This window comes from Pseudooceanicola marinus (genome assembly GCF_020177265.1).
GTDB classification, from domain to species: domain Bacteria; phylum Pseudomonadota; class Alphaproteobacteria; order Rhodobacterales; family Rhodobacteraceae; genus Pseudooceanicola; species Pseudooceanicola marinus_A.
In genome coordinates this window covers 1-23,741 of record NZ_JAIVMC010000011.1, presented here as the reverse complement: position 1 = coordinate 23,741, position 23,741 = coordinate 1, and the positions used below count along the sequence as shown (strand labels likewise).

The window sequence follows — 23,741 nt, the reverse complement described above, 5'->3', positions numbered from 1 at the left end:
ATCCTGCGCAACAGCGATGGAGCGTGGTGATGAAAGCGATTGTCTACGGAGCGTATGGCGGCCCGGACGTTTTGCACCTGGCCGAGCGGGCGCGGCCCGAGCTACAGCCGAAAGGCGCGCGGGTGCGGGTGCAGGCGGCGGCTGTGACGACGGCCGACTGGCGGTTGCGGGCGGCGGCCTTTCCCGGCGTGCTGGCGCTTGTCGGGCGGGCGATGTTCGGCTGGCGGCGCCCCCGGCAGCCGGTGCTGGGCAGCGCCTTTGCCGGAGAGGTGACGGAGGCGGGCGAAGGGTCGCCCTGGAGCCCGGGCCAGCAGGTGCTGGGCTTCGTGCCGGCGGGGGCGCATGCCGAGGAGCTGGTGATCGGCCCCGACGCCTGCGTGGTGGCCCGCCCCGCAGGCATGAGCGCCGAGGCAGCTGCAGCGCTGCCCTTCGGCGGGCTGGCCGCGCTGGTCTTCCTGCGTGACGTGGCGCAGCTGAAGCCGGGGCAGCGGGTGCTGATCACCGGCGGATCGGGCGAGGTGGGCGCCATGGCGGTGCAGATCGCGACGGCCTTAGGTGCGCGGGCGACGGCCATGGCCAGCGCTGGCAATCTGGCGCTGCTGCGCGAGCTGGGCACCGAAACGGCACTGGACTATCGCAGCGCCGATCTGGCCGCCCTGGGGCAGAGCTTTGACGTTGTGCTCGACACCTTCGGGGCGCTGTCGGTGCGGCAGGCCCGGGCGCTGCTGCGTCCCGGCGGTGTCTTCGTGCCGCTGAATTTCGGGCTGCGGGAGATCGCGGCGGCGCTTTGGCCATGGGCGCGCAGGCGGGTGAAGATCCACGTCAATGCCGACCGGGCGGAGGATCTGGAGGCATTGGTGAAGCTCTGGGCCGAGGGGCAGTTGCACCCGCTGGTCGGGGAGGTGTTCCCCATGGCCGAGGCGCGCGCCGCCCATGCCCGCGTCGAGGGGCGGCACAAGCGTGGCGCGGTGGTCTTGCGCATGGATGGATGACAGGGGCGCTGTCGCGGGTTCGACACGGCAAGGAAAAACCCCCGCGCAGGGCCTGCGCGGGGGTCTGGTCTCAGCGATGCGTCGCGGCTCAGTTGCCTTCGCTGGCGTCCGTCTCTCCGGCCAGCATGGCGGGGGCGCGGTACTGCGGCCCCAGGGCCGCCAGCCCGTGCAGGATGTCGATGGCATAGGCCAGCTGGTAATCCTCGTCCCGCAGCTGCGCGGCCTCTTCGGCCAGGGCGCGTTCTTCCTCGATCTGGCGGATCTCGTCCTCGCTCAGCGAGTCGTTGTCCAGGGTCCCGCGCAGATCGGCCTCGGAGCGGCGGGGGCGATCCACCTGTTCCTCTTCCTCGCCTTCCTCGGCATTGGGATCGACACGCGGCTGGTGCACCACGATGTCGGGCGAAATCCCGAGGTTCTGGATCGAGCGGCCTGAGGGCGTGTAGTAGCGCGCCGTCGTCAGCCGGATGGAGCCGTCGCCACGCAGCGGCATCACCGTCTGGACCGAGCCCTTGCCGAAGGACTTGGTGCCCACGACGATGGCGCGGCGGTGATCCTGCAGGGCGCCCGCGACAATCTCCGACGCGGAGGCGGAGCCGCCGTTGACCAGCACGACGATCGGCTTACCGTCGACCAGGTCACCGGCTTCGGCGTTGAACCGCTCGCCGTCCCCGGCCTCGCGGCCGCGGGTCGAGACGATCTCGCCCTTGTCGAGGAAGGCGTCGGACAGCAGGATTGCCTGATCCAGCAGGCCGCCGGGGTTGTTGCGCAGGTCGAGCACGATGCCGTTGACGTTGTCGAGACCACCGGCCGCCTCGATCTCCTCGTTCAGCTTCTCGACCATGGTCGGGTAGGTCTGGCGGTTGAAAGCCGAGACCCGCAGCACGATCGAGTCGCTTTCGGTGCGGGCACGAACCACGGTCAGCTTGATCGTGTCACGCACGATGGTCACGTCGAAGGGCTCCGGCTCGCCTTCGCGGACCACGGTGATGACGATCTCCGAACCGACGGGGCCGCGCATCATCTTCACCGCGTCGTCGAGCGTCAGCCCGAGAACGGATTCGCCGTCCACGTGGGTGATGTAATCGCCGGCCTCGATCCCCGCGTCATAGGCGGGGGTGTCGTCCATCGGCGTGACGACCTTCACGAAGCCCTCTTCCTGGGTCACCTCGATGCCCAGGCCGCCGAACTCGCCCCGGGTCTGCACGCGCAGGTCGTCCGCCTGTTCGGGCGGGTGATAGCTGCTGTGCGGATCAAGCGAGGTCAGCATGCCGTCGATGGCCGCTTCGACCAGGTCGGAGGGATCGACATCCTCGACATACTGGTTGCGGATGCGCTCGAAGACGTCGCCGAAGAGGTCGAGTTGTTCGTAGACGGAGCTGTCCCGGCTCGCGTCCTGGGCCAGCAGCGGCGGGGCGATCTGGGTGGTGGCGATCACCGCCACGGTCATCCCGCTGATCGCTGCCATGGCGAATTTCTTCATCATTGCGTGTCCTTCGTGACTGCGAACCAGGTCAGTGGGTCCTGGGGCTCGTTGCCCAGCCTGACTTCCATGTAAAGCGTTTCCGAGCGGTCATTTCCAGAGCCGTCCCGGGATTGGGCCAGAATTGCGCCGGGCGCGGGGTCTTCGCCCCCCATCAGGCCGAGCGGTGCCCCCGCGGGCAGCACCTCCCCGATCTCTCCGTAGACGATATCGAGCCCGGCGAGAACAAAGAGTAAACCGGATTGAGGTTCAAGGACCATCACGTTTCCGTAGTCCAGAAGCGGGCCGAGATAGCGGATCGTCGCCGGCACCGGCGCGGTGACCAGGGCGCGGGGACGGGTGGCCAGCACCACGCCGGGGCGGGTGACACCGGCGGCATCGGCCTCGCCCGCGCGGCGCAGCACGCTGCCCTGTACGGGCAGGGGGATCTGCCCCTTCTGCGCGGTGATATCCTGGGCCGCGGGGGCCTCTTCGCCCTCGGTGATCTCCGACAGGCCCGAGGCAAAGGCGCGCAGGGTTTCGGCGGTGGCCACCAGCAGCTGCGTCTTCATCGGGTCGGCGGTGAAGCGGCGCGGCAGATCGGTGCGATCCGACACCGCCTGGCTGAGCGCGGTGCGTGCCTCCTGCACGCCTGAAAGCGCGGTATGCAACTGGTCGGCGGCGGCCTCCTGCAGCGCGCGCAGCTCGCGGGCCTCTTCCAGCCGGGCGCGCAGCTCTGCGACCTTCTGGTTCAGCGCCGGCGCGGCCTCCGCCATCAGCATGCCGGATCGCGCGGTGCCGATCGGCCCGTCGGGATGCAGCATCAGCACCGGGGCGGGTTCGCGGGACAGGGTCTGCAGCGTCCCCAGAAGCGCCGCGATCTCGTCCCGCTGGGCGTCGAACTGGGCCTGGATGCGGGCCTCGCGCAGGGCGGCGGCGCGCAGGCTGTCACGCATGGCCGAGAGGCCCTTTTCATAGGCGGCGATGGTGGCGGTCAGCGCCGCCACCCGGTCGGAGGCCCGTTCCGCCCCGTCCAGCCGGTCATGTGCTGCCTCCAGCTCGGACGCGGCGGCGCGGGCCAGCGCGGCGGCATCGGTCGCCGCGCGAGCCGGGGCCCCCTGTCCCAGCAGTGCCAGCACCAGGATCGCCAGCCCCGCCAGCAGGGCCAGCGCGCGGGTCAGCCGGCAGGGAAGGCGGCGCGGGGGCCTCACTTGATGAGGCTCTCGCCGGTCATTTCGGCCGGTTTCTCCATCCCCATCAACTCCAGCAGGGTCGGCGCCAGGTCAGCCAGGCGCCCCTCGCGCAGCGCGGCCCCCTCGGGCCCGCCGAACAGGATCACCGGCACCGGGTTGGTGGTATGGGCCGTGTGCGGCCCACCGGTTTCCGGGTCCACCATGGTTTCGCAGTTGCCATGGTCGGCGGTGACGATCATCGCACCGCCCGCCTTCTCCAGCGCCTCGACCACGCGGCCCAGGCCACGGTCCACCGCCTCGCAGGCGGCGACGGCGGCGGGGATCGACCCGGTGTGGCCCACCATGTCGGGGTTGGCGAAATTGGTCACGATCAGGTCGTAGCCTTTCTCGATCGCCTCGACGAACTTGTCCGTGACCTCGACCGAGGACATCTCGGGCTGCAGATCATAGGTCGCCACCTTGGGCGACTTCGGCATGTACCGATCCTCGCCCGGCTTGATCTTCTCGACCCCGCCGTCGAGGAAGAAGGTCACATGGGGGTATTTCTCGGTCTCCGCCAGGCGGAACTGGGTCTTGCCGTGCTTGGACACCCAGTCGCCCAGGGTGTTGACGATCTCCCGCTTGGGGAAGCAGGTGGTCATGTAGGCGTTGTGGTCGTCGGAATATTCCACCATGCCCAGCAGGGCCGAAAGGGCGGGGCGCGGTCCGGTGTCGAATTCGGCGAACTCCGGTTCCCCGATGGCGCGCAGGATCTCGCGGGCGCGGTCGGCGCGGAAATTCATGCAGAAGAAGCCATCACCGTCAGCCACCCCGACGTAGTCGCCGATGACGGTGGGCAGGATGAACTCGTCGATGACATCGCTGGCATAGCTCTGGTCGACGGCCTCCTGCGCGGTGGCGGCGGTCTTTTCGCCCTGGCCCTTGATCATGGCGAAATAGGCCTTGGACACCCGTTCCCAGCGGTTGTCACGGTCCATGGCGTAGTAGCGACCCGAGACGGTGGCGATGCGCGCGCCCTTGGGCAGGCCCGCCTCCAGCGTGTCCAGGTAGCCCTTGGCGGATTGCGGGGCGACGTCACGGCCGTCGGTCACCGCATGCAGGGCCACGGGCACGCCGGCGCCCGCGATGATCTTCACCGCCGCCAGGATATGGGTGAGCGAGCCGTGCACGCCGCCGTCCGACACCAGCCCCATCACATGGGCCGTGCCGCCGCTGTCCTTCAGCGTCGCGATCATCGCCAGCAGGGCCTCGTTCCTGGCGAAGGAGCCGTCCTCGATGGCCAGGTCGATCTGGCCCAGGTCCATGGCGACGACGCGCCCGGCGCCGATGTTGGTGTGGCCCACCTCGGAATTGCCCATCTGGCCCTTGGGCAGACCCACGTCGGGGCCGAAGGTGGTCAGCGTGGCATGGGGGCAGGTGGACCACAGCCGGTCGAAAGTGGGGGTGTCGGCCAGGGCCGGGGCATTGGCCTCGGTTTCCTCGCGCAGGCCCCAGCCATCGAGAATGCACAGGACGACAGGTTTGGGGGTGGACATGCGGATTCTCCTAACGTGGCCCGGGTCTGCTGTCGTTCTAGACCCTTCGCGGCAGGGGGGAAACCTCTGCTGCCGGGGCGGGCAGGGTTCAGCCGTGGTGCTGCCTGATGTGGGGGCAGGGGGCGCCCCGGCTGCAAAGTCCGCCAACAGGCGCGACCTCTCGGCGCCGGGCCTGATTGGTGTCCGTCGCAGCCGCGCGTCAAACGCGGTGGTAGGGCGATCCGGCGAGGATGGTGGTGGCGCGGTAGATCTGTTCGGACAGCATGACGCGCGCCAGCATGTGCGGCCAGACCATCTTGCCGAAGGAGATCGACAGGTCGGCGCGGGCGCGCAGGGCCGGGTCGATCCCGTCGGCGCCGCCGATGACGAAGGCCGTGTCGCGGATCCCCTCGTCGCGCCAGGCGCCCAGTTGATCGGCCAGTTGCGGTGAGGTCAGCAGCTTGCCGCGTTCATCGAGGCAGACCAGCTTCGCGCCATCGGGGATCATGCGGGACAGCAGCTCGGCCTCTTCGGCCATGCCGCCGCCGCGTTTCGCCTCGGCCTCGCTGACCGCGCAGGGACCGAGCCCGAGCGCGCGGCCGGTCTTCCCGGCGCGGTCGAGGTAGTCGTCGATCAGCGCCTTTTCCGGCCCCTTGCGGAGCCGGCCTATGGCGCAGAGATGCAGTTTCATCGGGCCTCAGGCAGCAGCCGTCCGGATCAGGACAGCGGGGTCTTCTGGCCCGGCTCCATCCACATCTTCTCGATCTGGTAGAACTCGCGCACTTCGGGGCGGAAGACATGGACGATTACGTCGCCCGTGTCGATCAGCACCCAGTCGCCGGTTTCCTTGCCTTCGACCTTGGCGGTGCGGCCCGTGGCCTCCTTCAGGCGTTCAACCAGCTTTTCGGCCAGCGCGCCGACCTGGCGGGACGAGCGCCCGGAGCAGACGACCATGTAATCCCCGATGGAGGATTTGCCGGCCAGGTCGATCTGAACGATCTCCTCGGCCTTGTCGTCTTCCAGCGATTTCAGGATGAGGGTGAGCTGGTCTTGGACACTCAGCTCTTGCGGGGCTGCCATCATCTGGGCCCCCGAGGATGCGGAATGATCCGCCGTTGCGTCAAGTGACAGGACATCGTCCTCCCTGGATGCGCACCGACCACGGCCCCGGTGCTGGGCATGTCCCAAAGGTAACAGCGCGGGGGCGGGTTTTCAATGAATCCGGATGACATGGGCGGGAGGGCGGCAAATCCGCCACCCCGCCCGGTGCCGCTGGTGCGTTTCACCAGCCTTCCTCGGTGTGGATGCGGTCCGCATCCGCCCCGAGGGCGGTGAGCGCATCGCGGATGTCGTCGACGAATCCCTGCGGGCCGCAGATGTAGAAATGGCCGCTGTAATCGTGGATCTTGTCGGCCAGGAAGGCGCGGTCGACCTTGGCCTTCTCCACCGTTTTCGCCGGGCCGTCGGTGACGGTGAAATGGGTGGTCAGACCTTCCATCGCCGTCAGTTCGCCGCGCAGGATGATGTCCGCCTCGGTGGCATTGGTGAAGATCAGCTGGCAGCCCTGCAGCGTGCCCTGCGCCGCGCGTTCGCGAAGGATCGCCAGGAAGGGCGTCAGGCCGGCGCCGGCGGCGAGGAAGGTGGCGGGGGCTTCGGGGGCCTTGTCCTCCAGCGCGCCGAAGGGCTCCGCGATTTCCACGGTTTCGCCGGGGGCCAGGTCTGGCAGCTGTTCCGTCACCCCGTCATGGGAGGGGTAGGATTTGATGACGAACTGCAGATGGTCCTCTTCGGGGCGCGAGGTGAAGGTGAAGGGGCGCCCTTCTTCCTTCCAGCCCTCTCGGTTCAGGGTCATTTCGGTCGCATGGCCGGGGGTGAACTCCAGGCCGTCGGGGCGGGTGAAGGTATAGGCGTGGACATCGGGCGTCAGCTGGCGCTTGTCCTTCAGGGTAATGGTCTGGGTCATCGGAACCTCCTTTGACGGGACAACGGGCGGGGTGGCGACAGGGTTCCGGATGGCCATGGCGATACGCGGGCGAAGCGCAGGCTTGATGAAACGCGGCGCGAAGAGTATTTGAGCCGTCATGACGCAGATTTTCGACATGGACGACCGTGCCCGCCTGCCCTGGCGGTTCTTCGGTGCGACGCTGACGATCCAGGCCCACCTATGAGGCCGGGCGCGGTGCCGCGTGCCATTTGGCACCGGCGGCGGGCCGCGCGCGTTTTCCGCTTTTGCGAATTTCCACGAAAACCGAGGGAGAGGACCCATGTCCCCCAAGACGCTCTATGACAAGATCTGGGACGCGCACGTCGTCCAGCAGGATGAGGACGGCACCAGCCTGCTCTACATCGACCGCCACCTGGTGCACGAGGTGACCAGCCCGCAGGCCTTCGAGGGTCTGCGCATGGCCGGCCGCACCGTACGCTCGCCCGAGCGCACCATCGCCGTGCCCGATCACAACGTGCCCACGACCCCGGGCCGCGAGAACCCCGACCAGATGCCGGAGGAAAGCCGCATTCAGGTCGCCGCGCTGGACACCAACGCCAAGGAGTTTGGCGTCAACTACTACCCGGTGACCGACGTGCGTCAGGGCATCGTGCATATCGTCGGTCCCGAGCAGGGCTGGACCCTGCCCGGCATGACCGTGGTCTGCGGCGACAGCCACACCGCCACCCACGGCGCTTTCGGCGCGCTGGCCCATGGCATCGGCACCTCGGAAGTGGAACACGTGCTGGCCACCCAGACGCTGATCCAGTCCAAGTCGAAGAACATGAAGGTGGAGATCACCGGCAAGCTGAACCCCGGGGTTACCGCCAAGGACATCACCCTGGCCGTGATCGGCGAAACCGGCACCGCCGGCGGCACCGGCTATGTCATCGAGTACTGCGGCGAGGCCATCCGCTCGCTGTCGATGGAAGGCCGCATGACCGTCTGCAACATGGCCATCGAAGGCGGCGCCCGCGCCGGCCTGATCGCGCCGGACGAGACCACCTTCGCCTATGTCATGGGCCGCCCCCATGCGCCGAAGGGCGCCCAGTGGGAAGCCGCCATGGCCTGGTGGAAGACGCTCTATTCCGACGACGACGCCCATTGGGACAAGGTCGTGACCATCCGCGGCGAGGACATCGCCCCCGTCGTCACCTGGGGCACCTCGCCCGAGGATGTCCTGCCGATCACCGACGTGGTGCCGGCCCCCGAAAGCTTCGCCGGCGGCAAGGTCGACGCGGCCAAGCGGGCGCTTGACTACATGGGCCTGACCCCGGGCCAGAAGCTGTCCGAGATCGAGATCAACACGGTCTTCATCGGGTCCTGCACCAACGGCCGGATCGAGGATCTGCGCGCCGCGGCCGAGATCCTGAAGGGCAAGAAGGTGAAGGACGGCGTCCGCGCCATGATCGTGCCCGGCTCCGGACTGGTGCGGGCCCAGGCCGAGGAAGAGGGCCTGGCCGAGATCTTCACCGAGGCCGGGTTCGAATGGCGCCTGGCGGGCTGTTCCATGTGCCTGGCGATGAACCCCGACCAGCTGGCCCCGGGTGACCGCTGCGCGGCGACCTCGAACCGCAACTTCGAAGGCCGTCAGGGCCGCGGTGGCCGCACGCACCTGATGTCGCCTGCAATGGCAGCGGCCGCAGCCGTGACCGGCCACCTGACCGACGTGCGTGAAATGATGTGATCCCCGGGCGGAGGGCCAGCCTCTCCGCCACCGGACAGCCAAAGGAAAGCCAAATGGAAAAGTTCGAGAAAGTCTCGGGGATCGCGGCGCCCATGCCGCTGGTGAACATCGACACCGACATGATCATCCCCAAGCAGTACCTGAAGACGATCAAGCGCTCGGGCCTGGGCGTGCATGCCTTCGCCGAGATGCGCTATGACGATCAGGGCAACGAGATTCCCGATTTCGTGCTGAACAAGCCCGCCTACCGCGAAAGCCAGATCATCGTCGCGGGCGACAACTTCGGTTGCGGCTCGTCGCGCGAACACGCCCCCTGGGCGCTGGCCGATTTCGGCATCAAGGTGGTGATCTCTACCTCCTTCGCCGACATCTTCTTCAACAACTGCTTCAAGAACGGCATGTTGCCCATCGTCATGCCGCAAGACGTGGTGGACGTGCTGATGGAGGACGCCGAGAAGGGCGCCAACGCCCGGATGGAAGTGGACCTGGAAGCCCAGACCGTCACCACCTCCGATGGTGAAGTCTTCCCCTTCGAGGTCGACGCCTTCCGCAAGCATTGCCTGCTGGAAGGCCTGGACGACATCGGCCTGACCCTGGCCAAGGCGCCGGCCATCGACAGCTTTGAAAGCCAGATGGAACAGGCCCGTCCCTGGGTCTGATCCGGGTGATCACCGCAGTAAAGAGAAGGGGCCTGCGGGCCCCTTTTTCGTGCGCTGGCAGTGACCGGCGCCCACGTTCACGACGGTTGCATCTGTGCCCTGCTGCACCGGCGCTGCGCGATGGCGCGCGTCCCGACGGAAACGGGCTTGTTGATGGCGACGAAGCGGGGCAGGTTGGCCCGGCATGCGTCTGAAATCGAACGCGCATTTGGCAACGTGCCCCGCAGCCCAGGAGACCCTGCGCCATGAGACCTTCCACCGCCTTTGTCCTGATCGGTGTGGCCCTGCTGGTGATGGGGGCCCTGGCCCTGGCCAATCCCTTTGCCGCCTCGCTGGCCGTCACCTCCCTGGTCGGGATCGTCTTCATGATTTCCGGCGTCGCCCAAGCCTGGGTCGAGTTTAAGGCCGGTCCGCACCAGGGTCGGCGGCGCAACGGGCTGGTGGCCCTGCTAACCATCGTGGCCGCGGTTTGGCTGCTGGCAAATCCGTTGGCGGGCACGTTGTCGCTGACGATCCTGCTGGGGGCGATCTTCTTCCTGATGGGATTCGTACGGCTAGCCATGGCTGCGTCTCTGCGCGGTGCCCCCTTCTTCTCGCTGGTGCTGCTGTCGGGCGTCGCCTCTTTGGCCATCGGCCTGATGGTGCTCTTCGACGTGGGCGCCGCGGCGACCACTTTCCTGGGGATTCTCCTCGGGATCCAGTTGCTGGCCGAAGGGGCGGCCCTTGTCGCCTTCGGGCTGATCTCCCGCCATCGCGGCTATTGAAGCCCCGCCGCCGACGGCATAGGAGCCCGGGACGCAGGGTACGGCCCGCAGCTGCACACTGAACACGCATTGAGGCGCATCGGCGGGCTGCAACCAGGGGTTGCGGGGCAAATGATGCAAGATCGCACCAGTTTGGCCCGCATTTCGCCGCAATATCGGTGTCTCCTGACAGCAGCTCTTGAGCCTTTGGGCGGAGGGGTGTCTAAATCGTGGCAAGAATGAGGCAGTCCGCCATGCAGCGGCATCAAAGTGGAAACACGGGCAAACGCAAAAGACGCCCGGGCCAGTTTGAAGGAAGACGAGCAGTGATCGTTCGAGTCACCGGCGCCCTGATGCGGGCCATCCTTATTGCGCTGGCAATCGCCACGCCCTCGCTGCTGTTGCCGGACATCACCGCCGACGCGGCCCAGGTCGTCGTGCTGGTCGCCATGGTTGGCGCCCTCTATACCTTCATCGAATATTTCAGCCAGTTCCCGACCATCATCGAGTTTCGATTCGCCCCGCCGGTGAACAGGCTGCGCTACTTCACCGCCTTCGCCATGATCCTGCTGCTGACGGTGTACCAGTCCGGCCCGGCGCTGGATTCGCCGATCTCGGATCTGTTGCAGCGCGTGGGCCAGATTCTGGTGAACGCGGTCGACTTCCCCTATTCGCCGGTCCGGCTGGTGATTCTGGCGCTGCCGGAGGATGCTTCCTCCGTCTTCATCCAAGACGTGCGCGCCGCCGCCGGCATCGCCTATCTGACCTCGCTCTGCGGGTTGGTGGCCTTCGGCATCCTGGTGCGGGTCTATGGCTGGCCCGCCCGCTACGGCGCCTTCAATGTCTGGATCAACCTGCCGCTGTTCGACCCCACGGGGGGGGGTGACGTCCTGGCCCGGCTGAAGCGGGATTCGGTGGTTAACATCGTGTTAGGGTTCCTGCTGCCATTCTTGGCACCGGTGGTGGTGCGCTTCCTGATGCCGATGGTGGATCTGCACGCGCTGGCGCTGCCGCAGACCCTGATCTGGACGATGGTGGCATGGGCCTTCCTTCCGGCAAACCTGATCATGCGCGGCGTGGCCCTGGCCCGTGTCGCGGCGATGATCGAGGCCAAGCGGCGCCGCACCTACGCCGCCGCCAAGGCCGAAGGCGTCCTGGCGATCTAAGCCAACTCGCCGGGCGCGCTCCTGCGCTTCTGCTCCTGCTAACCTGCCTCGTCTGGCCGCCTGCGCTGCGCGCGGAGCCGTTGCGGCTGGCCTATTTCGACACGGAACTGGCCCGCGACGGGCCGGGGCTGTTGCTGCGTGACGTCACGCGCGCGACCGATCCGCAGGTCGTCGCGGTGTTGAAGGTGATCAGCGCCATGTCCCCCGACATTCTCGTTCTGGCCGGGATCGACGCGGATGCCGAAGCGCGGACGCTGGCGGCACTGAACGCCGCATTGCCCGCGCCCTATCCGCATCTCTTCACCGCGTTGCCCAATGCCGGGCTGGCCACCGGGCGGGACATGGACGGCAATGGCCGGCGGGGGGAAGCGCGTGACGCGCAGGGCTATGGCCGCTTCACCGGCGAAAGCGGTTTGGCCTTGTTGTCGCGCTGGCCCATCGGGGTCGGGGCTGATCATTCGGCGCTGCTGTGGCAGGACCTGCCGGGCAGTCTGATCGCCGCGGACGACCCGGGCCACGGGGTGCAGCGCCTGTCGTCGATGGTGCATTGGGTGCTGCCGGTGGAGACCCCGCAGGGCGTGCTGCACCTCGGTCTGTTCCGTGCCACCACGCCGGTCTTCGACGGGCCGGAAGATCGCAACGGCCGGCGCAACCATGACGAGGTGATCTTCTGGCGGCACCTGCTGGATGGCGCGCTGCCGCGGGGGCTCCCGCTGGGCGCGGTGGAAGCTGAAGCTGTCGACGGGCCCCGGGGGCTGCCTGCGCCATTCGTGATCCTCGGCGGGGCCAATCTGGATCCGAAACGGGGAGAGGGGCGGCGCGAGGCAATCCGGGCGCTGCTGGAGGATCCGCGACTGCAGGATCCCGCTCCCCGCTGGCACGCACCGGACGCCGCCGGCGGGGACACGACGGTCGACTGGCCCGCCGAGGGGCCGGGGCGCATGCGGGTGGACTATGTCCTGCCCTCCGTGGATCTGATCCTGCATGATGCAGGGGTCTTCTGGCCCATTGCCGAGGCGCCGATGGCGGAGACGGTGGCAGAGGCCAGCCGCCATCGGCTGATCTGGGTGGAGGTGGCTCTGCCCTGAGCGGCGCACGCTGGGCACACCTGGCGCTCCGTTCCGTGGGCACGGGAGACGCTGGAGGGATGGCAGGCGCGACGCGCTTTACGCTTATTACATGGGCCGGTGCCCAGAACCGTGTGCCGGCCTTCGTGATCTTCTCGCTCAGGCGGCCCTGATTCCGGCGACGAACTTCTCGATCTGGCCGCGCAATTCGTCCGAGCGGCCTTTCAGGCCCTCGGCGGCGGTCTGAACGCTGCGGGTGGCCTCGCTGGTCTGGCGCATCACCCCGCTGACCGTCTCTATGTTGCGTGTCATCTGTTCCGTCCCGGTCGCCGTCGCTTCGGCATTGCGGGCGATGTCGTCGGTCGCCATCTTCTGCTGTTCCACCGAGACGGAAATCGAGGCCGAGATCTCCGCCATGCGGTGGATCGTGCCGCCGACGTCCTGGATCGCGGCGACGGCCTCGGCCATGTCCTGCTGCATCTGGTCGATCTTGGCGGAGATTTCCGTCGTGGCCTCCGAGATGCGCATCGACAGGTGTTTCACCTCTCCCGCGACCACGGCGAATCCCTTGCCCGCCTCGCCGGCCCGCGCGGCCTCCACCGAGGCGTTGAGGGCCAGCAGGTTGGTCTGCGAGGCGATGTCGGAGATCAGTTCGACCACGCCACCGATCTCGTCGCCGGAGCTGCGCAGGGTGCGCACCAGGCTGTCCGTCCGCTCCGCCTTCTGGGTGGCATCGGCCGAGATCTGCTGGCCGTGGGTGACCTGGCTGGTGATCTCCTTGATCGAGGCCGACAGCTCCTCCGCGGCGGCGGAGACCGACAGGATCATGCTGGCGGTGCTGCCGGCGGCGTCCACCGCCGCCTCGACCTGCGGCAGGGCGCCGGCGGCGCCGCGGGTCATGCCGTCGGCCACGCCCGCCAGTTCGGTCACCGAGCTTTGAACCCCGGAGGAAACATCCCCGATCGCGCGCTGGAAATTCTCGCTGAGCGCGCCCAGGCGTTTGCCGAAATCCTCCCGCTGGGCGGTGTTGTAGCCCTCGACCGCCAGCAGCTGGTCCAGCATCGTGGCGCGCGACAGGGCATCGATCATCTGCACCGCCTCGGCCACGCGCAACCGGCCGAAGCGGGCCAGCGAGCTCAGCAGGACCCCCTGCATCGCGCTGAGGGTACGGGCGTAGGAGGCGAAGTAGGATTCGACCGGCAGGCCGGCGTGAAAGTGGATGCGGCCGATCTTCATCGCCTGTTCGGCGAAATCCGAATCCAGCGGCCCGGTGAACAGGCGTTGCCAATGGGTGACCTGGCCGGTCATCACCTGGCGCATGTGCGTATCGTCGCGGAACATCGCGTCCAGCGCCGGTTCGGCGCGGATCAGCTCCGTCTGTCCCGCCAGCGCCGCGTCCATATGCGGCAACAGGACCGCGCCGACCTCGGACAGCAGACGCCGCCTGTCATGGTCCAGACCGATCTGCGCCAGCAGAGCGGGCATGTCGTAACTCATCCCCGGGATCCTTCGTCGACAACCTGCGCGGATCATCGGGCACAGACTTTACCGAAGCGTTTATCGCGCTGTCCTTCACCGATCACCCGTGATGGGCCAGCCCCGCCGCGATGGCCTCCTCGACCGGGGTATCGGCGAAGCCCGGCCGCAGGCGCTGCAGCTTCGCGCCCTCCAGCCGGTGCGGCAGGGACCAGAGATAGCGCATCTCGAAGATGCCGCGCAGGGCAGGGACCACGGGGCGCAGAGGCGCCAGCGGCCACCAGGCCATGCGGCCCGCAGGTACGTCGCGGCCAATGGCCCTGCCGGTCGCAGCGGCCAGTTCGGTCCCGGTCAGCGTGTAGCCGGGGAAGGGCACGTCTTCCCACTGCCCCAATTGCGTGCGCTGTTCGGCCAGGGCCACGGCGGCCCGGGTGGCATCGGGCAGATAGGCCCAGGCGTGGGGCCGGTCCAGCGGGCCGGGATAGGCGAAACGCCCCCGGTGGGCGCCCTTGGCGATATGGGCGTCGAACCAGTTGCCCGAGGGCCGCGTGTCGAGAAAATCGCCACAGCGCAGCACGATCACCTGCAAGCCGGAGGCGCGATAGTCGCCTTCCATCTGTTGACGCAGCCGGCCCAGCGGGTTGGTCGCCAGGTGCGGCGTGTCCGCATCCCAGCCGAACGGGGCCTCGGGGCCGAAGACATAGACGTTGCCGGGCAGCAAGATCGTGGCGCCGCTGCCCTGCGCGGCGGCGATCAGCGCGCGATGCAGGGGCAACAGCTCCCGCGCCCAGTGCTGATACCCGCCCGGATTGGCGGCCATGACGATCACGTCCTGGCCCTGCACCGCCGACGCCAGGTCGTCGCGGTGGCGGTCGAAGATCGTGACCTGCCAGCCGGCGGCGCCGAAGGCCTGCGCCGCGTGATGGCCGAAACGGCCGTGGGAACCGAGGATGAGGACCTTGCCGGGCATGGGACGCTCCTTTCGCATCAGGGGAGAGTGACGAGTCTGACGCTATCCTGCGCCTGCGCAGGGGGAATGGGAATTGACCGAAATCAATCGCTGGCTATTCATTCTTGAATGGATGAGCGATTGCAGACACTCGACTGGGCCGCGGTGCAGGTCTTCCTGGCGGTGGCCGAAACCGGATCGTTGTCAGCGGCGGCGCGACGGTTGGGGCAGTCGCAGCCGACGCTGGGCCGCAAGGTAAGCGCGCTGGAGGGGAGGCTGGGCATGACCCTGTTCCTGCGCCAGCCGCGCGGGCTGATCCTGTCGGAGGAGGGGCGGCAGATCCTGGGCCCCGCCCGGCGCATGGCCGAGGCCGTGGGAGAGGTTGCCCTGACCGCCGCGGCGCGCGACGACCGGCTGGCGGGGACCTGTCGGGTGACGGCCAGCCGCATGGTGGCGACCCGGGTGCTGCCGCCGATCCTGGCGCGGATCCGGGCCGAGCTGCCGCAGCTGCAGATAGAGCTGGTGGCCAGCGATGACACTGACAGCCTGATGTACCGCGAAGCTGACATCGCCCTGCGCATGTACCGCCCGGTGCAGCCCGACCTGATCGCGCGCCACCTGGGCGACGTGACCCTGGGGGCCTTTGCGGCCCGCGATTACCTCGACCGGATGGGACGGCCTGCGCAGGTCGACGACCTGGCCCATCACGCCCTGGTGGGCTACGATCGTGCCGATCTGATCCTGAAGGAAATGGCGCGCCTCGGACTGCCGCCCGAGCGGGCCCGCTTCGCCACCCGCTGCGACGACCAGGTCACCTACTGGGAACTGGTGCGCGCGGGCTGCGGCATCGGGTTCGGGCAGATCCCGCTGATCCGGGGCGACGCGGAGGTCGAACAGGTGCTGCCCGACCTGGACCTGCCCGTGCTGCCCCTGTGGATCGCCGCGCATGAGAGCCTGCGGCCCACCCCGCGCGTCTCTGCTGTCTGGGACAGACTGGCCGTCGGGTTACGATCCTACCTTGCATGAGGTCTTTCGTTTCTTGATCTTTCGCGCATCGCCCGCTACGCGAAGGCGACGCAGAGTTAAGGAAGGACGTCCCATGAGCAACCCCTCGCTTCTCATCCTGCCCGGCGACGGGATCGGCCCCGAGGTCATGGCCGAAGTGCGCAAGATCATCGACTGGTTCGGCGCCAAGCGGGGCATCGCCTTCGACGTTTCCGAGGACCTGGTGGGCGGCTCCGCCTACGACAAGCACGGCACGCCGCTGCATGACGACACCATGGCCAAGGCGCAGGAGGTCGACGCCGTCCTGCTGGGCGCCGTGGGCGGCCCGAAATACGATGTGCTGGACTTCTCGGTGAAGCCCGAACGCGGCCTGCTGCGCCTGCGCAAGGAAATGGACCTTTATGCGAACCTGCGCCCGGCGCAGTGCTTCGACGCGCTGGCCGACTTCAGCTCGCTGAAGAAGGACGTGGTGGCGGGTCTCGACATCATGATCGTGCGCGAGCTGACCTCCGGCATCTACTTCGGTGAGCCGCGCGGCATCATCGAGGAAGGCAACGAACGCGTTGGCATCAACACGCAGCGCTACACCGAGAGCGAGATCGACCGCGTCGCACGCTCCGCCTTCGAGCTGGCCATGAAGCGGGGCAAGAAGCTCTGCTCGATGGAAAAGGCCAACGTGATGGAATCGGGCATCCTGTGGCGTGAAGTCGTCACCGAGGTGGGCAAGGAATACCCCGAGGTGGAGTTGTCGCATATGTACGCCGATGCCGGCGCCATGCAGCTGTGCCGCGCGCCGAAGCAGTTCGACGTGATCGTCACCGACAACCTGTTCGGCGACCTGCTGTCGGATGCCGCCGCCATGCTGACCGGTTCGCTGGGCATGCTGCCCTCCGCCAGCTTGGGCAAGCCGATGGCCAACGGCCGTCCGAAGGCGCTTTATGAACCGGTGCACGGCTCTGCCCCCGACATTGCCGGTCAGGGCAAGGCCAACCCCTGTGCCTGCATCCTGTCGTTTGCCATGGCGCTGCGCTACTCCTTCGACATGGGCGCCGAGGCCGACCGCCTGGAAGCGGCCGTGGAAAAGGTGCTGGCCGACGGTGTGCGCACCGCCGACCTGCTGAACGAGGAAGGCCGCACGCCCGCCTCGACCACCGAGATGGGCGACGCCGTGGTGGCTGCCCTCGATGCCAGCCTTTGAGGCACAGGACCGGGAACTGGCCCGCACGGCGGGCCATTTTTCCGCGCTTCGGGCCAATAACACCCTGACGACCCGGCTTTTTCCGCCGAGCGCTTGAAACCAGACCTTCCCGGGCCATTATCGCCGGGAAGGTTTTTTCATGTCTGGCTTTTCGGAAGGGACTCCCATGTCCGGCACCACACGCGGCATCGGCTTCGCTCTACTGGCTTTCGCGATCTATTCGGGGCACGACGCGATCATCAAGATCCTGGGCGCCAACTACAGCGCGTTCCAACTGGTCTGGTTCACCGTGCTGATGAGCTTTCCGCTGACCTCGGTCATCCTGATCCGCGACACGCGGCCCGGGACGCTGCGCCCGGTGCACCCCTGGTGGATGCTGGTGCGCACCCTGGCCTCGGTGGTCGCGGCGGGCTGTGGGTTCTATGCCTTCTCGGTGCTGCCGATGGCTGATGTCTATGCCATCCTCTTTGCCACGCCGCTGCTGATTACCGTGCTGTCGATTCCGATTCTGGGCGAGAAGGTGCGCCTGCGCCGCTGGCTGGCGGTGCTGGTCGGGCTGGCAGGCGTGGCCGTTGTGCTGCAACCGGGCAAGTCGGACCTGTCGCTGGGCCATTTCGCGGCCATGGGCGGGGCGGCCTGCGGGGCGCTGGCCTCGGTCATCGTGCGCAAGATCGGCCGCGAGGAGCGCAACGTGGTCATGCTGATCTACCCGCTGGTGGCCAATTTCGCCCTGATGGGCATCCTGATGGCCCTGCCGGGCAATTTCGCGGCGGTGCCACTGCCGCACATGGGCGGGTTCTTCGCCGTGGCGGCGCTGTCGACGGTGGCGATGCTGTTCATGATCGCGGCCTACAACAACGCTGAGGCGGCTCTGATCGCGCCGATGCAGTATTCCCAGATCCTCTGGGCCACGTTCTATGGCTGGCTGCTGTTCAACGAGCTGCCGGGGATGAACACGGCTGTGGGGTCCGTCCTGATCATCGGGTCTGGTCTTTACATCGTCTTCCGCGAATCCCGGCCGGGCAGTGCCTCGATCCAGCCGGTGCTGCGCACGCGCAACCGCACTGGCACGCCGGCGGCGCTGCGCGTCGGTCCGTTGATGCGGATGATTTCCAACCGTGCGAAGACCGTCACGGGAAGCCCCGGCACCCGGCGCAACGCCTGAACCGGGGCCGCTGCGGGCCCCTTGGCGGCGGGCGGCGCAGGTCCGGTCCGGGGGCAATTGAATTTGCGTCGGATTCTCTCTTGCCAAGCCCGGGCGCTGGTTGTAGATCGCGCTGCACGGTCGGAGTGTAGCTCAGCCTGGTAGAGCACTGTCTTCGGGAGGCAGGGGTCGTGAGTTCGAATCTCGCCACTCCGACCAATTTTCCAGAAATCGAGAAAATGCTGCCCTTCGGGGCGACGGGCCTTGGGTGCGGTGTCTGTCCCGTGCCCGCCGCAGCTGAGCGGCCCCCGTCGAGGTCCGTCGGGGTCAGGCTTTGCCCGCCTCGGCCAGCCGCGCCTCGAAGCCCGCGCGGCAGAAGGTCAGCAGGCCATCCATCTCGCCACTCTCGCGGCCACCGCTGAGGGACGCGATGCGGAAGCGCGCGGTGACAAGGGCCAGCATGCAGGACACCATGTAGACGAAACACTCCGCCACGACGGCTGTCGGGGCGTTCGGATAGAGGTGCTCCAGTTCCTGAATGAAGACTTTTGCCGTCGGATCGAAAAGGGTGGCGGAGACTTCGGTCAGCTTCTCATCGGCCGAGATGATCGCCACCAGCCGCGCATAGGCCAGCCATTGCGGGCCGCCGTTGTAGGCCAGTTCGAAGTAGGGCGTGGTGAAGGCGCGCAGCACCTGGTCCAGCGTCAAGGGCCCCTCCGCACGGGCGGCATCCAGCGCCTCGATCCGCTGGGCGGACAGGATTTCGGCCCGGCGCGTGAGCACCTCCTTGAACAGCGCCTCCTTGCCGCCGCCATGGTGATGCACCAGCCCCACGGGCACGCCGGCTTCGGCGGCGATGTCACGCACTTTGGCGCCGTCGAATCCCCCCTGGGCGAAGACTCGCTCCGCCGCATCCAGGATCTTTTGCCGGCTTTCCACGGCACGCTTCTGGGGTGCCCTTTGCCGTTGTTTCTTATTGGTGTTTTCCGGCGACATGAATTTCCTTGCCTTATGTTGAACGTACGTTCATTTTAGCCTCGGCACCGGGAGGGGTGCGAGGGAGGAATACCATGCAGGACACGACAGGGAAATTCGCCCTGATCGGGGCGGGCCCCATGGGCCTGGCAGCCGCCAAGACTTTGGGCGAGCAGGGCGTCGCCTTTCACGGTTTCGAGCTGCACTCGGACGTGGGCGGGCTGTGGGATATCGAGGCGCCACAATCGACCATGTATGAGACGGCGCATCTGATCTCGTCCAAGCGGATGACGGAGTTCACCGATTTCCCGATGCGCGAAGAGGTGGCCGAGTATCCGTCGCACCGCGAGATGGCGCGCTACTTCCGCGATTTCGCCGATCATTACGATCTGCGCCGGCACTACACCTTCGGCGCCGAGGTGACGCGGGTGGACCCCCTGGGCGAGGACGGTGCGGGCTGGCGCGTGGCCTGGACTGATGCGGAGGGCGATCACGAGGCGGTTTTTGCCGGGGTGCTGATCGCCAATGGCACCCTGTCCGAGCCGAACATGCCGAGCTTCAGGGGGCAGTTCGAGGGAGAGCTGATCCACGCCAGCCAGTACCGCGACCCGCGCCAGTTCGATGGCAAGCGGGTGCTGGTGGTCGGGGCCGGCAATTCCGGCTGCGACATCGCGGTCGATGCGATCCACCATGGGGTCAGCTGTGACCTGTCGATGCGCCGCGGCTACTACTTCGTTCCGAAATACGTCTTCGGCCGGCCGGCGGATACACTGGGCGGCGCGATCAAGCTGCCGATGTGGCTGAAGCGACGGATCGACGGGCTGATCCTGAAGTGGTTCACTGGGGACCCGGCGAAGTACGGTTTCCCCAAGCCCGACTACAAGCTTTACGAATCCCACCCGGTGGTGAACTCGCTGGTGCTGTTCCACGCGGGGCACGGGGACCTGACGATCCGGCCGGACATCGACCACCTGTCGGGCAAGACGGTGCATTTCAAGGATGGCACCCGGGCCGACTACGACATGATCCTGGCCGCCACCGGCTACAAGCTGCACTATCCCTTCATCGCGAAAGAACTGCTGAACTGGCAGGGGGATGCGCCACACCTCTATCTGAATGCCATGCATCCCACGCGTGACGATCTGTTCGTGCTGGGCATGGTCGAGGCCTCGGGCCTGGGCTGGCAAGGTCGCCATGAACAGGCCGAGATGGTGGCGCGCTACATCGCCGGGCGGCGGAGCGGCAATCCTGCCGCCGAGGTGCTGCACCAGAAGAAGGCGGCCGGGTTCGATCGGGCCACGGGCGGCATGGCCTACCTGAAACTGGCGCGGATGGCCTACTACGTGGACAAGGCGACCTACCGGAAGGCGGTGACCGACTGGATTCGTCGCCTGTCGGGCGCGGAGGCAACGTGATGGATGAGGTCATGCTGCACTTCAGCCCCGCCTCGCTGCGGTTGCTGAATTCGATCCTTGCCGTGGTCATGTTCTCGGTCGCCATCGACCTGACGCCCGCCAACTTCCTGGAGCTGCTGCGGCGGCCGAAACCCCTGATCGCCGGGTTCCTGGCACAGTTTGCCGTGCTGCCCGCGCTGACCTTCGGCCTGGTCTGGGTGACGCAGCCGCAGGCCTCGGTCGCCCTTGGCCTGATCCTGGTGGCGGCCTGCCCGGGGGGCAATATCTCCAACTTCTTTACCCAGCGAGCCGGGGGCAATGCGGCGCTGTCGGTGTCGATGACCGGGCTGGCGACGGTGGGGGCGATCCTGCTGACGCCCACGAACATCGCCTTCTGGGGATCGCTGTACGAACCCTCGCGGCAGATCCTGCGCGAGACGCATATCGACCCTCTGTCGGTGGCGATCACCGTGGGGCTGATGCTGGTGCTGCCGCTGGTGCTGGGCGTGACGCTGAACACACGCCGCCCCGACATCACGGCGCGGATGCGCGGGCCGCTGCAATGGATCTCGATGGGGATCTTCGTGGCCTTCGTGCTGGCGGCGCTGGCGTCGAACTGGGGCTACTTCCTGCAATTCGCCGGAGGCATTGCCGGGTTGGTCATCGCCCACAACGCGCTGGCCCTTCTGGGTGGCTTCGGCACTGCCCGCGCCGCTAGGCTCTCGGCCTTCAACACCCGCGCGGTGAAAATCGAGACGGGGATCCAGAATTCCGGCCTGGGCCTGGTGCTGATCTTCGGCTTCTTCCACGGGCTTGGTGGCATGGCCGTGGTCGCCGCTTTCTGGGGCATCTGGCATGCGGTTTCGGGCTTCGCCCTGTCGCAGCTCTGGCGCCGGACGGAGGCGGCCCGATGACCCGTATTCTGATCACCGGGGCGGCTGGCATGATCGGCCGCGCCCTGACCCTTACACTCGCGGAGCACGGCGGGGAGGTGGAGGTCGTGGCAAGCGATCTGCATCGTCCCGCCGATCTTCCGCCCGAGGTGCGGTTCGAGACCCTCGACGTCACGGGGGACGATCCCATGCGGGTCATCACGGCGGTGCAGCCTGAGGTAGTGGTGCACCTTGCCTCGATCGTCACGCCGGCGCCGGAGCAGGGGCGCGACCTGGCCTATCGCGTCGACGTCACCGGCACGCGCCATGTGATCGACGCCTGCATCGCCAACGGGGTGCGGCGGCTGGTCGTCACCTCCTCTGGGGCGGCCTACGGCTATCATCCCGACAACCCGGTCCCGCTGCGCGAAAGCGATCCGCTGCGCGGCAATGCCGAGTTCGCCTATGCCGATCACAAGCGGCAGGTGGAGGAGATGCTGGCCGAGGCGCGCCGCGCCGCACCCGCGCTGGAGCAGGTGGTGCTGCGCGTGGGCACGGTGCTGGGGGCGGGCACCGAGAACCAGATCACGGCCCTCTTCCGCAAGCCGCGGGTGCTGGCGGTGGCGGGCTGCGACAGCCCCTTCGTCTTCATCTGGACCCGCGATCTGGCACGTATCATCGAGCGCGCGGCCACCGACGGCCCGGCAGGCATCTACAACGTGGCCGGTGATGGCGCCCTGTCGGTGGCTGATCTGGCGACTCGCATGGGCAAGCCGGTGCGGGTGCTGCCCGCCTGGGCGCTGAAGGCCGCGCTGGCCGTGGCGAAACCCCTTGGGCTGACCCGCTACGGGCCGGAACAGGTCCGCTTCCTGCAATATCGGCCGGTGCTGGCCAATGACGCGTTGAAATCGCAGTTCGGCTATCAGCCGGAAAAGACCAGCGCGGAGGTCTTCGATCTCTGGTGCGCCCAGGCGGGCCTTTAGAAGGAGCACCCGATGACCTTTCCTGACAGAGAAGAGAGAAGAGAGGGCGCAGGCCGGGTCGCGGTCATCTCCGGCGGGGCCGGGGGATTAGGCCGGGCCTTGGCGGCGGCGCTGCTGGCGCGGGGCTGGCGCGTGGCGGTGATCGACCGGAACGTGTCGGCCCTCGTCCCGGCGTCCGGCCTCTCTCTCTATACATGCGATCTGACGGAGCCGGAGGCGCTGTCGCGGACCTGCGCCCGCGTGCTGGCCGATCACGGGCGTGCGGACCTGGTCATCTACAATGCCGGTATCACGCAGATTGGCCCCTTCGCGGAGCTGGACGCGGCGACGCACCGAAAGGTCTTCGAGGTGAACTACTTCGCCGCCACGGCCATGGCGGGCCACTTCCTCCAGGCCTTGCGCGACACCGGGGGGACCCACCTGGCGATCTCCTCGGTGGCCGGGTTTACCCCGCTGCTGAACCGCTGCGCCTATGCCGCGTCGAAACATGCCCTCGAAGGGGCGTTCAAGTCGCTGCGCTCGGAGGAGCGTGCGTACGGGGTCAGGGTCCAGATCGCCGCGCCCTCCTTCGTCGCCACCAACATCGGTCGGCCCGAGCGCGAGGCCTCCGGCATCGCTCGGCCCGGTTCCGCCGCTGACGGGATGGACTACATGACGCCCGAGGCCGCCGCAGCGGAGATCCTGCGCGGTCTGGCCCGGGGGCGGCCGATGATCCCCGTGGGGCGCGTGGCGCGCCTGGCCTGGTGGGTGAACCGCCTTTCTCCCTCTCTCTTTCAGCGGCTGATGGAGCGGAGCGTGTCGGGGCAGCCCGATCCCTGAGGGAGACGTATCTGTACGGAGGGAGAAGAGGGGGCTGCGGCCTCCTTTTGCAGCCCCCGACTCGCCGGAGCCGCGCCGAGTCGCCCGAGACGTCCCGATTCCCCGCGGAGTCGGCACCGATTCCGCGGTGAGGCTCGGCTCTTTTGAGGATAACTCTGTGGATACCCCAAGATATGGAGGGCAGAGGCGCGAGCGGCGTGGGCCGCCGATCCGCCTTCGGTGTAGTTCCGCGGGAGTTGGTGTTATCCAAGTCATTGATTTCGTGTATTGTTCTCTCTTTCTGTCAGAATTTTCATTTTTGTTGGAAAAAGCGCTTGCGGGTTTTGGGGGTAAACCTTAGAACCCCCTTCACCGGCGGCGCTGAGGCGCACCGGGGCGCCACTGAGGCGGACGGGACGGACGGAGCGGACGCTTCGGAGGGACTGGACGACGAGGTGGTGACGAGAAATTCAGAGGTATTTC

General features: G+C 67.5%; 22 protein-coding genes and 1 tRNA gene. 14 read left to right on the top strand and 9 right to left on the bottom strand.

Features of this window, described 5'->3' with window-relative positions; translation table 11 throughout:
• The first annotated feature begins 29 nt into the window (after positions 1-29).
• Positions 30-992: an NAD(P)-dependent alcohol dehydrogenase gene (locus tag LC066_RS18135; RefSeq protein ID WP_224902018.1), complete on the top strand. Its 963-nt coding sequence runs from the start codon at positions 30-32 to the stop codon at positions 990-992.
• Positions 993-1,080: 88 nt separating this feature from the next.
• Here the strand turns inward: LC066_RS18135 and LC066_RS18130 are convergent, their stop codons facing one another.
• The 6 genes from LC066_RS18130 to LC066_RS18105 all read right to left on the bottom strand — a co-directional run bounded on the left by LC066_RS18130 (position 1,081) and on the right by LC066_RS18105 (position 7,121).
• The gene (locus LC066_RS18130; RefSeq protein WP_224902232.1) at positions 1,081-2,472 is read right to left on the bottom strand and encodes a S41 family peptidase; all 1,392 of its coding nucleotides are present in this window, start codon (positions 2,470-2,472) and stop codon (positions 1,081-1,083) included.
• Positions 2,472-3,662, bottom strand: coding sequence for a murein hydrolase activator EnvC family protein (locus LC066_RS18125; RefSeq protein WP_224902015.1), 1,191 nt, complete (start codon positions 3,660-3,662; stop codon positions 2,472-2,474). Before LC066_RS18125 ends, LC066_RS18130 begins: the two co-directional genes overlap by 1 nt.
• Positions 3,659-5,179: a 2,3-bisphosphoglycerate-independent phosphoglycerate mutase gene (gene gpmI / locus LC066_RS18120; RefSeq protein WP_224902012.1), complete on the bottom strand. Its 1,521-nt coding sequence runs from the start codon at positions 5,177-5,179 to the stop codon at positions 3,659-3,661. Before gpmI ends, LC066_RS18125 begins: the two co-directional genes overlap by 4 nt.
• Positions 5,180-5,378: 199 nt before the next feature.
• Positions 5,379-5,849 (bottom strand): 23S rRNA (pseudouridine(1915)-N(3))-methyltransferase RlmH, encoded by a 471-nt coding sequence (rlmH, locus tag LC066_RS18115; RefSeq protein WP_224902010.1) that lies wholly within the window; start codon positions 5,847-5,849, stop codon positions 5,379-5,381.
• A 26-nt stretch (positions 5,850-5,875) separates the two neighbouring features.
• Positions 5,876-6,238, bottom strand: a complete 363-nt coding sequence (rsfS, locus tag LC066_RS18110; RefSeq protein WP_222474907.1) for a ribosome silencing factor — start codon at positions 6,236-6,238, stop codon at positions 5,876-5,878.
• Positions 6,239-6,440: 202 nt separating this feature from the next.
• On the bottom strand, positions 6,441-7,121 hold the full coding sequence (locus LC066_RS18105) for an FAD-binding oxidoreductase (RefSeq protein WP_224902007.1): 681 nt from the start codon (positions 7,119-7,121) through the stop codon (positions 6,441-6,443).
• 301 nt (positions 7,122-7,422) lie between these two features.
• Between LC066_RS18105 and leuC the strand changes: the two genes are divergently transcribed.
• From leuC to LC066_RS18080, 5 genes are all read left to right on the top strand, one after another.
• Positions 7,423-8,829 carry a 3-isopropylmalate dehydratase large subunit gene (leuC, locus tag LC066_RS18100; protein ID WP_224902004.1) on the top strand — a complete coding sequence of 469 codons (1,407 nt, stop codon included), beginning with the start codon at positions 7,423-7,425 and terminating at the stop codon, positions 8,827-8,829.
• A 53-nt stretch (positions 8,830-8,882) separates the two neighbouring features.
• The gene (gene leuD, locus LC066_RS18095; protein WP_222474904.1) at positions 8,883-9,488 is read left to right on the top strand and encodes a 3-isopropylmalate dehydratase small subunit; all 606 of its coding nucleotides are present in this window, start codon (positions 8,883-8,885) and stop codon (positions 9,486-9,488) included.
• A gap of 245 nt (positions 9,489-9,733) precedes the next feature.
• Complete coding sequence (locus tag LC066_RS18090) at positions 9,734-10,252, top strand: HdeD family acid-resistance protein (protein WP_224902002.1); 519 nt, start codon at positions 9,734-9,736, stop codon at positions 10,250-10,252.
• A gap of 305 nt (positions 10,253-10,557) precedes the next feature.
• Complete coding sequence (locus LC066_RS18085) at positions 10,558-11,397, top strand: hypothetical protein (protein WP_224901999.1); 840 nt, start codon at positions 10,558-10,560, stop codon at positions 11,395-11,397.
• An 80-nt stretch (positions 11,398-11,477) separates the two neighbouring features.
• Positions 11,478-12,485, top strand: a complete 1,008-nt coding sequence (locus tag LC066_RS18080) for an endonuclease/exonuclease/phosphatase family protein (protein ID WP_224901997.1) — start codon at positions 11,478-11,480, stop codon at positions 12,483-12,485.
• A 138-nt stretch (positions 12,486-12,623) separates the two neighbouring features.
• Here LC066_RS18080 and LC066_RS18075 read toward each other — a convergent pair whose 3' ends face one another.
• Both LC066_RS18075 and LC066_RS18070 read right to left on the bottom strand, forming a co-directional pair.
• Positions 12,624-13,961 carry a globin-coupled sensor protein gene (locus LC066_RS18075; protein ID WP_224901993.1) on the bottom strand — a complete coding sequence of 446 codons (1,338 nt, stop codon included), beginning with the start codon at positions 13,959-13,961 and terminating at the stop codon, positions 12,624-12,626.
• Positions 13,962-14,043: 82 nt separating this feature from the next.
• On the bottom strand, positions 14,044-14,910 hold the full coding sequence (locus LC066_RS18070; RefSeq protein WP_224901990.1) for an epimerase: 867 nt from the start codon (positions 14,908-14,910) through the stop codon (positions 14,044-14,046).
• 108 nt (positions 14,911-15,018) lie between these two features.
• Between LC066_RS18070 and LC066_RS18065 the strand changes: the two genes are divergently transcribed.
• The 4 genes from LC066_RS18065 (at position 15,019) to LC066_RS18050 (ending at position 18,455) form a co-directional block, all read left to right on the top strand.
• Complete coding sequence (locus LC066_RS18065) at positions 15,019-15,915, top strand: LysR family transcriptional regulator (RefSeq protein ID WP_224901987.1); 897 nt, start codon at positions 15,019-15,021, stop codon at positions 15,913-15,915.
• A 73-nt stretch (positions 15,916-15,988) separates the two neighbouring features.
• Positions 15,989-17,092, top strand: a complete 1,104-nt coding sequence (gene leuB, locus LC066_RS18060; protein WP_222474897.1) for a 3-isopropylmalate dehydrogenase — start codon at positions 15,989-15,991, stop codon at positions 17,090-17,092.
• A gap of 166 nt (positions 17,093-17,258) precedes the next feature.
• Positions 17,259-18,257: a DMT family transporter gene (locus LC066_RS18055; protein ID WP_224901984.1), complete on the top strand. Its 999-nt coding sequence runs from the start codon at positions 17,259-17,261 to the stop codon at positions 18,255-18,257.
• A 121-nt stretch (positions 18,258-18,378) separates the two neighbouring features.
• Positions 18,379-18,455: transfer RNA gene (locus LC066_RS18050), tRNA-Pro, on the top strand.
• A gap of 108 nt (positions 18,456-18,563) precedes the next feature.
• On the opposite strand, the gene LC066_RS18045 is transcribed toward LC066_RS18050, so the two are convergent.
• Complete coding sequence (locus LC066_RS18045; RefSeq protein WP_224901981.1) at positions 18,564-19,175, bottom strand: TetR/AcrR family transcriptional regulator; 612 nt, start codon at positions 19,173-19,175, stop codon at positions 18,564-18,566.
• Between the two features lie 131 nt (positions 19,176-19,306).
• On the opposite strand from LC066_RS18045, the gene LC066_RS18040 reads away from it, so the two are divergent.
• From LC066_RS18040 to LC066_RS18025, 4 genes are read left to right on the top strand one after another with little or no spacing between them, the layout of a single operon-like run.
• Positions 19,307-20,626 (top strand): flavin-containing monooxygenase, encoded by a 1,320-nt coding sequence (locus LC066_RS18040; RefSeq protein ID WP_224901965.1) that lies wholly within the window; start codon positions 19,307-19,309, stop codon positions 20,624-20,626.
• Entirely contained in the window at positions 20,626-21,519 is an 894-nt protein-coding gene (locus tag LC066_RS18035; RefSeq protein WP_224901962.1) for a bile acid:sodium symporter family protein, read from the top strand. Before LC066_RS18040 ends, LC066_RS18035 begins: the two co-directional genes overlap by 1 nt.
• The gene (locus tag LC066_RS18030) at positions 21,516-22,460 is read left to right on the top strand and encodes an SDR family oxidoreductase (protein WP_224901959.1); all 945 of its coding nucleotides are present in this window, start codon (positions 21,516-21,518) and stop codon (positions 22,458-22,460) included. Before LC066_RS18035 ends, LC066_RS18030 begins: the two co-directional genes overlap by 4 nt.
• Before the next feature lie 12 nt (positions 22,461-22,472).
• Positions 22,473-23,279 (top strand): SDR family NAD(P)-dependent oxidoreductase, encoded by an 807-nt coding sequence (locus LC066_RS18025; RefSeq protein WP_224901956.1) that lies wholly within the window; start codon positions 22,473-22,475, stop codon positions 23,277-23,279.
• The last annotated feature ends 462 nt before the right edge of the window (positions 23,280-23,741 follow it).

What these genes read in the sequence shown, in the direction of transcription:
- LC066_RS18025 (WP_224901956.1), top strand. Translation starts at nt 22,473, where the DNA reads ATGACCTTTCCTGACAGAGAAGAGAGAAGAGAGGGCGCAGGCCGGGTC.
- LC066_RS18035 (WP_224901962.1), top strand. Translation starts at nt 20,626, where the DNA reads ATGGATGAGGTCATGCTGCACTTCAGCCCCGCCTCGCTGCGGTTGCTG.
- LC066_RS18135 (WP_224902018.1), top strand. Translation starts at nt 30, where the DNA reads ATGAAAGCGATTGTCTACGGAGCGTATGGCGGCCCGGACGTTTTGCAC.
- LC066_RS18130 (WP_224902232.1), bottom strand. Translation starts at nt 2,472, where the DNA reads ATGAAGAAATTCGCCATGGCAGCGATCAGCGGGATGACCGTGGCGGTG.
- LC066_RS18075 (WP_224901993.1), bottom strand. Translation starts at nt 13,961, where the DNA reads ATGAGTTACGACATGCCCGCTCTGCTGGCGCAGATCGGTCTGGACCAT.
- LC066_RS18090 (WP_224902002.1), top strand. Translation starts at nt 9,734, where the DNA reads ATGAGACCTTCCACCGCCTTTGTCCTGATCGGTGTGGCCCTGCTGGTG.
- gpmI (WP_224902012.1), bottom strand. Translation starts at nt 5,179, where the DNA reads ATGTCCACCCCCAAACCTGTCGTCCTGTGCATTCTCGATGGCTGGGGC.
- LC066_RS18065 (WP_224901987.1), top strand. Translation starts at nt 15,019, where the DNA reads ATGGATGAGCGATTGCAGACACTCGACTGGGCCGCGGTGCAGGTCTTC.
- leuC (WP_224902004.1), top strand. Translation starts at nt 7,423, where the DNA reads ATGTCCCCCAAGACGCTCTATGACAAGATCTGGGACGCGCACGTCGTC.
- rsfS (WP_222474907.1), bottom strand. Translation starts at nt 6,238, where the DNA reads ATGGCAGCCCCGCAAGAGCTGAGTGTCCAAGACCAGCTCACCCTCATC.
- leuB (WP_222474897.1), top strand. Translation starts at nt 15,989, where the DNA reads ATGAGCAACCCCTCGCTTCTCATCCTGCCCGGCGACGGGATCGGCCCC.
- LC066_RS18030 (WP_224901959.1), top strand. Translation starts at nt 21,516, where the DNA reads ATGACCCGTATTCTGATCACCGGGGCGGCTGGCATGATCGGCCGCGCC.
- rlmH (WP_224902010.1), bottom strand. Translation starts at nt 5,849, where the DNA reads ATGAAACTGCATCTCTGCGCCATAGGCCGGCTCCGCAAGGGGCCGGAA.
- LC066_RS18055 (WP_224901984.1), top strand. Translation starts at nt 17,259, where the DNA reads ATGTCCGGCACCACACGCGGCATCGGCTTCGCTCTACTGGCTTTCGCG.
- LC066_RS18105 (WP_224902007.1), bottom strand. Translation starts at nt 7,121, where the DNA reads ATGACCCAGACCATTACCCTGAAGGACAAGCGCCAGCTGACGCCCGAT.
- LC066_RS18040 (WP_224901965.1), top strand. Translation starts at nt 19,307, where the DNA reads ATGCAGGACACGACAGGGAAATTCGCCCTGATCGGGGCGGGCCCCATG.
- leuD (WP_222474904.1), top strand. Translation starts at nt 8,883, where the DNA reads ATGGAAAAGTTCGAGAAAGTCTCGGGGATCGCGGCGCCCATGCCGCTG.
- LC066_RS18070 (WP_224901990.1), bottom strand. Translation starts at nt 14,910, where the DNA reads ATGCCCGGCAAGGTCCTCATCCTCGGTTCCCACGGCCGTTTCGGCCAT.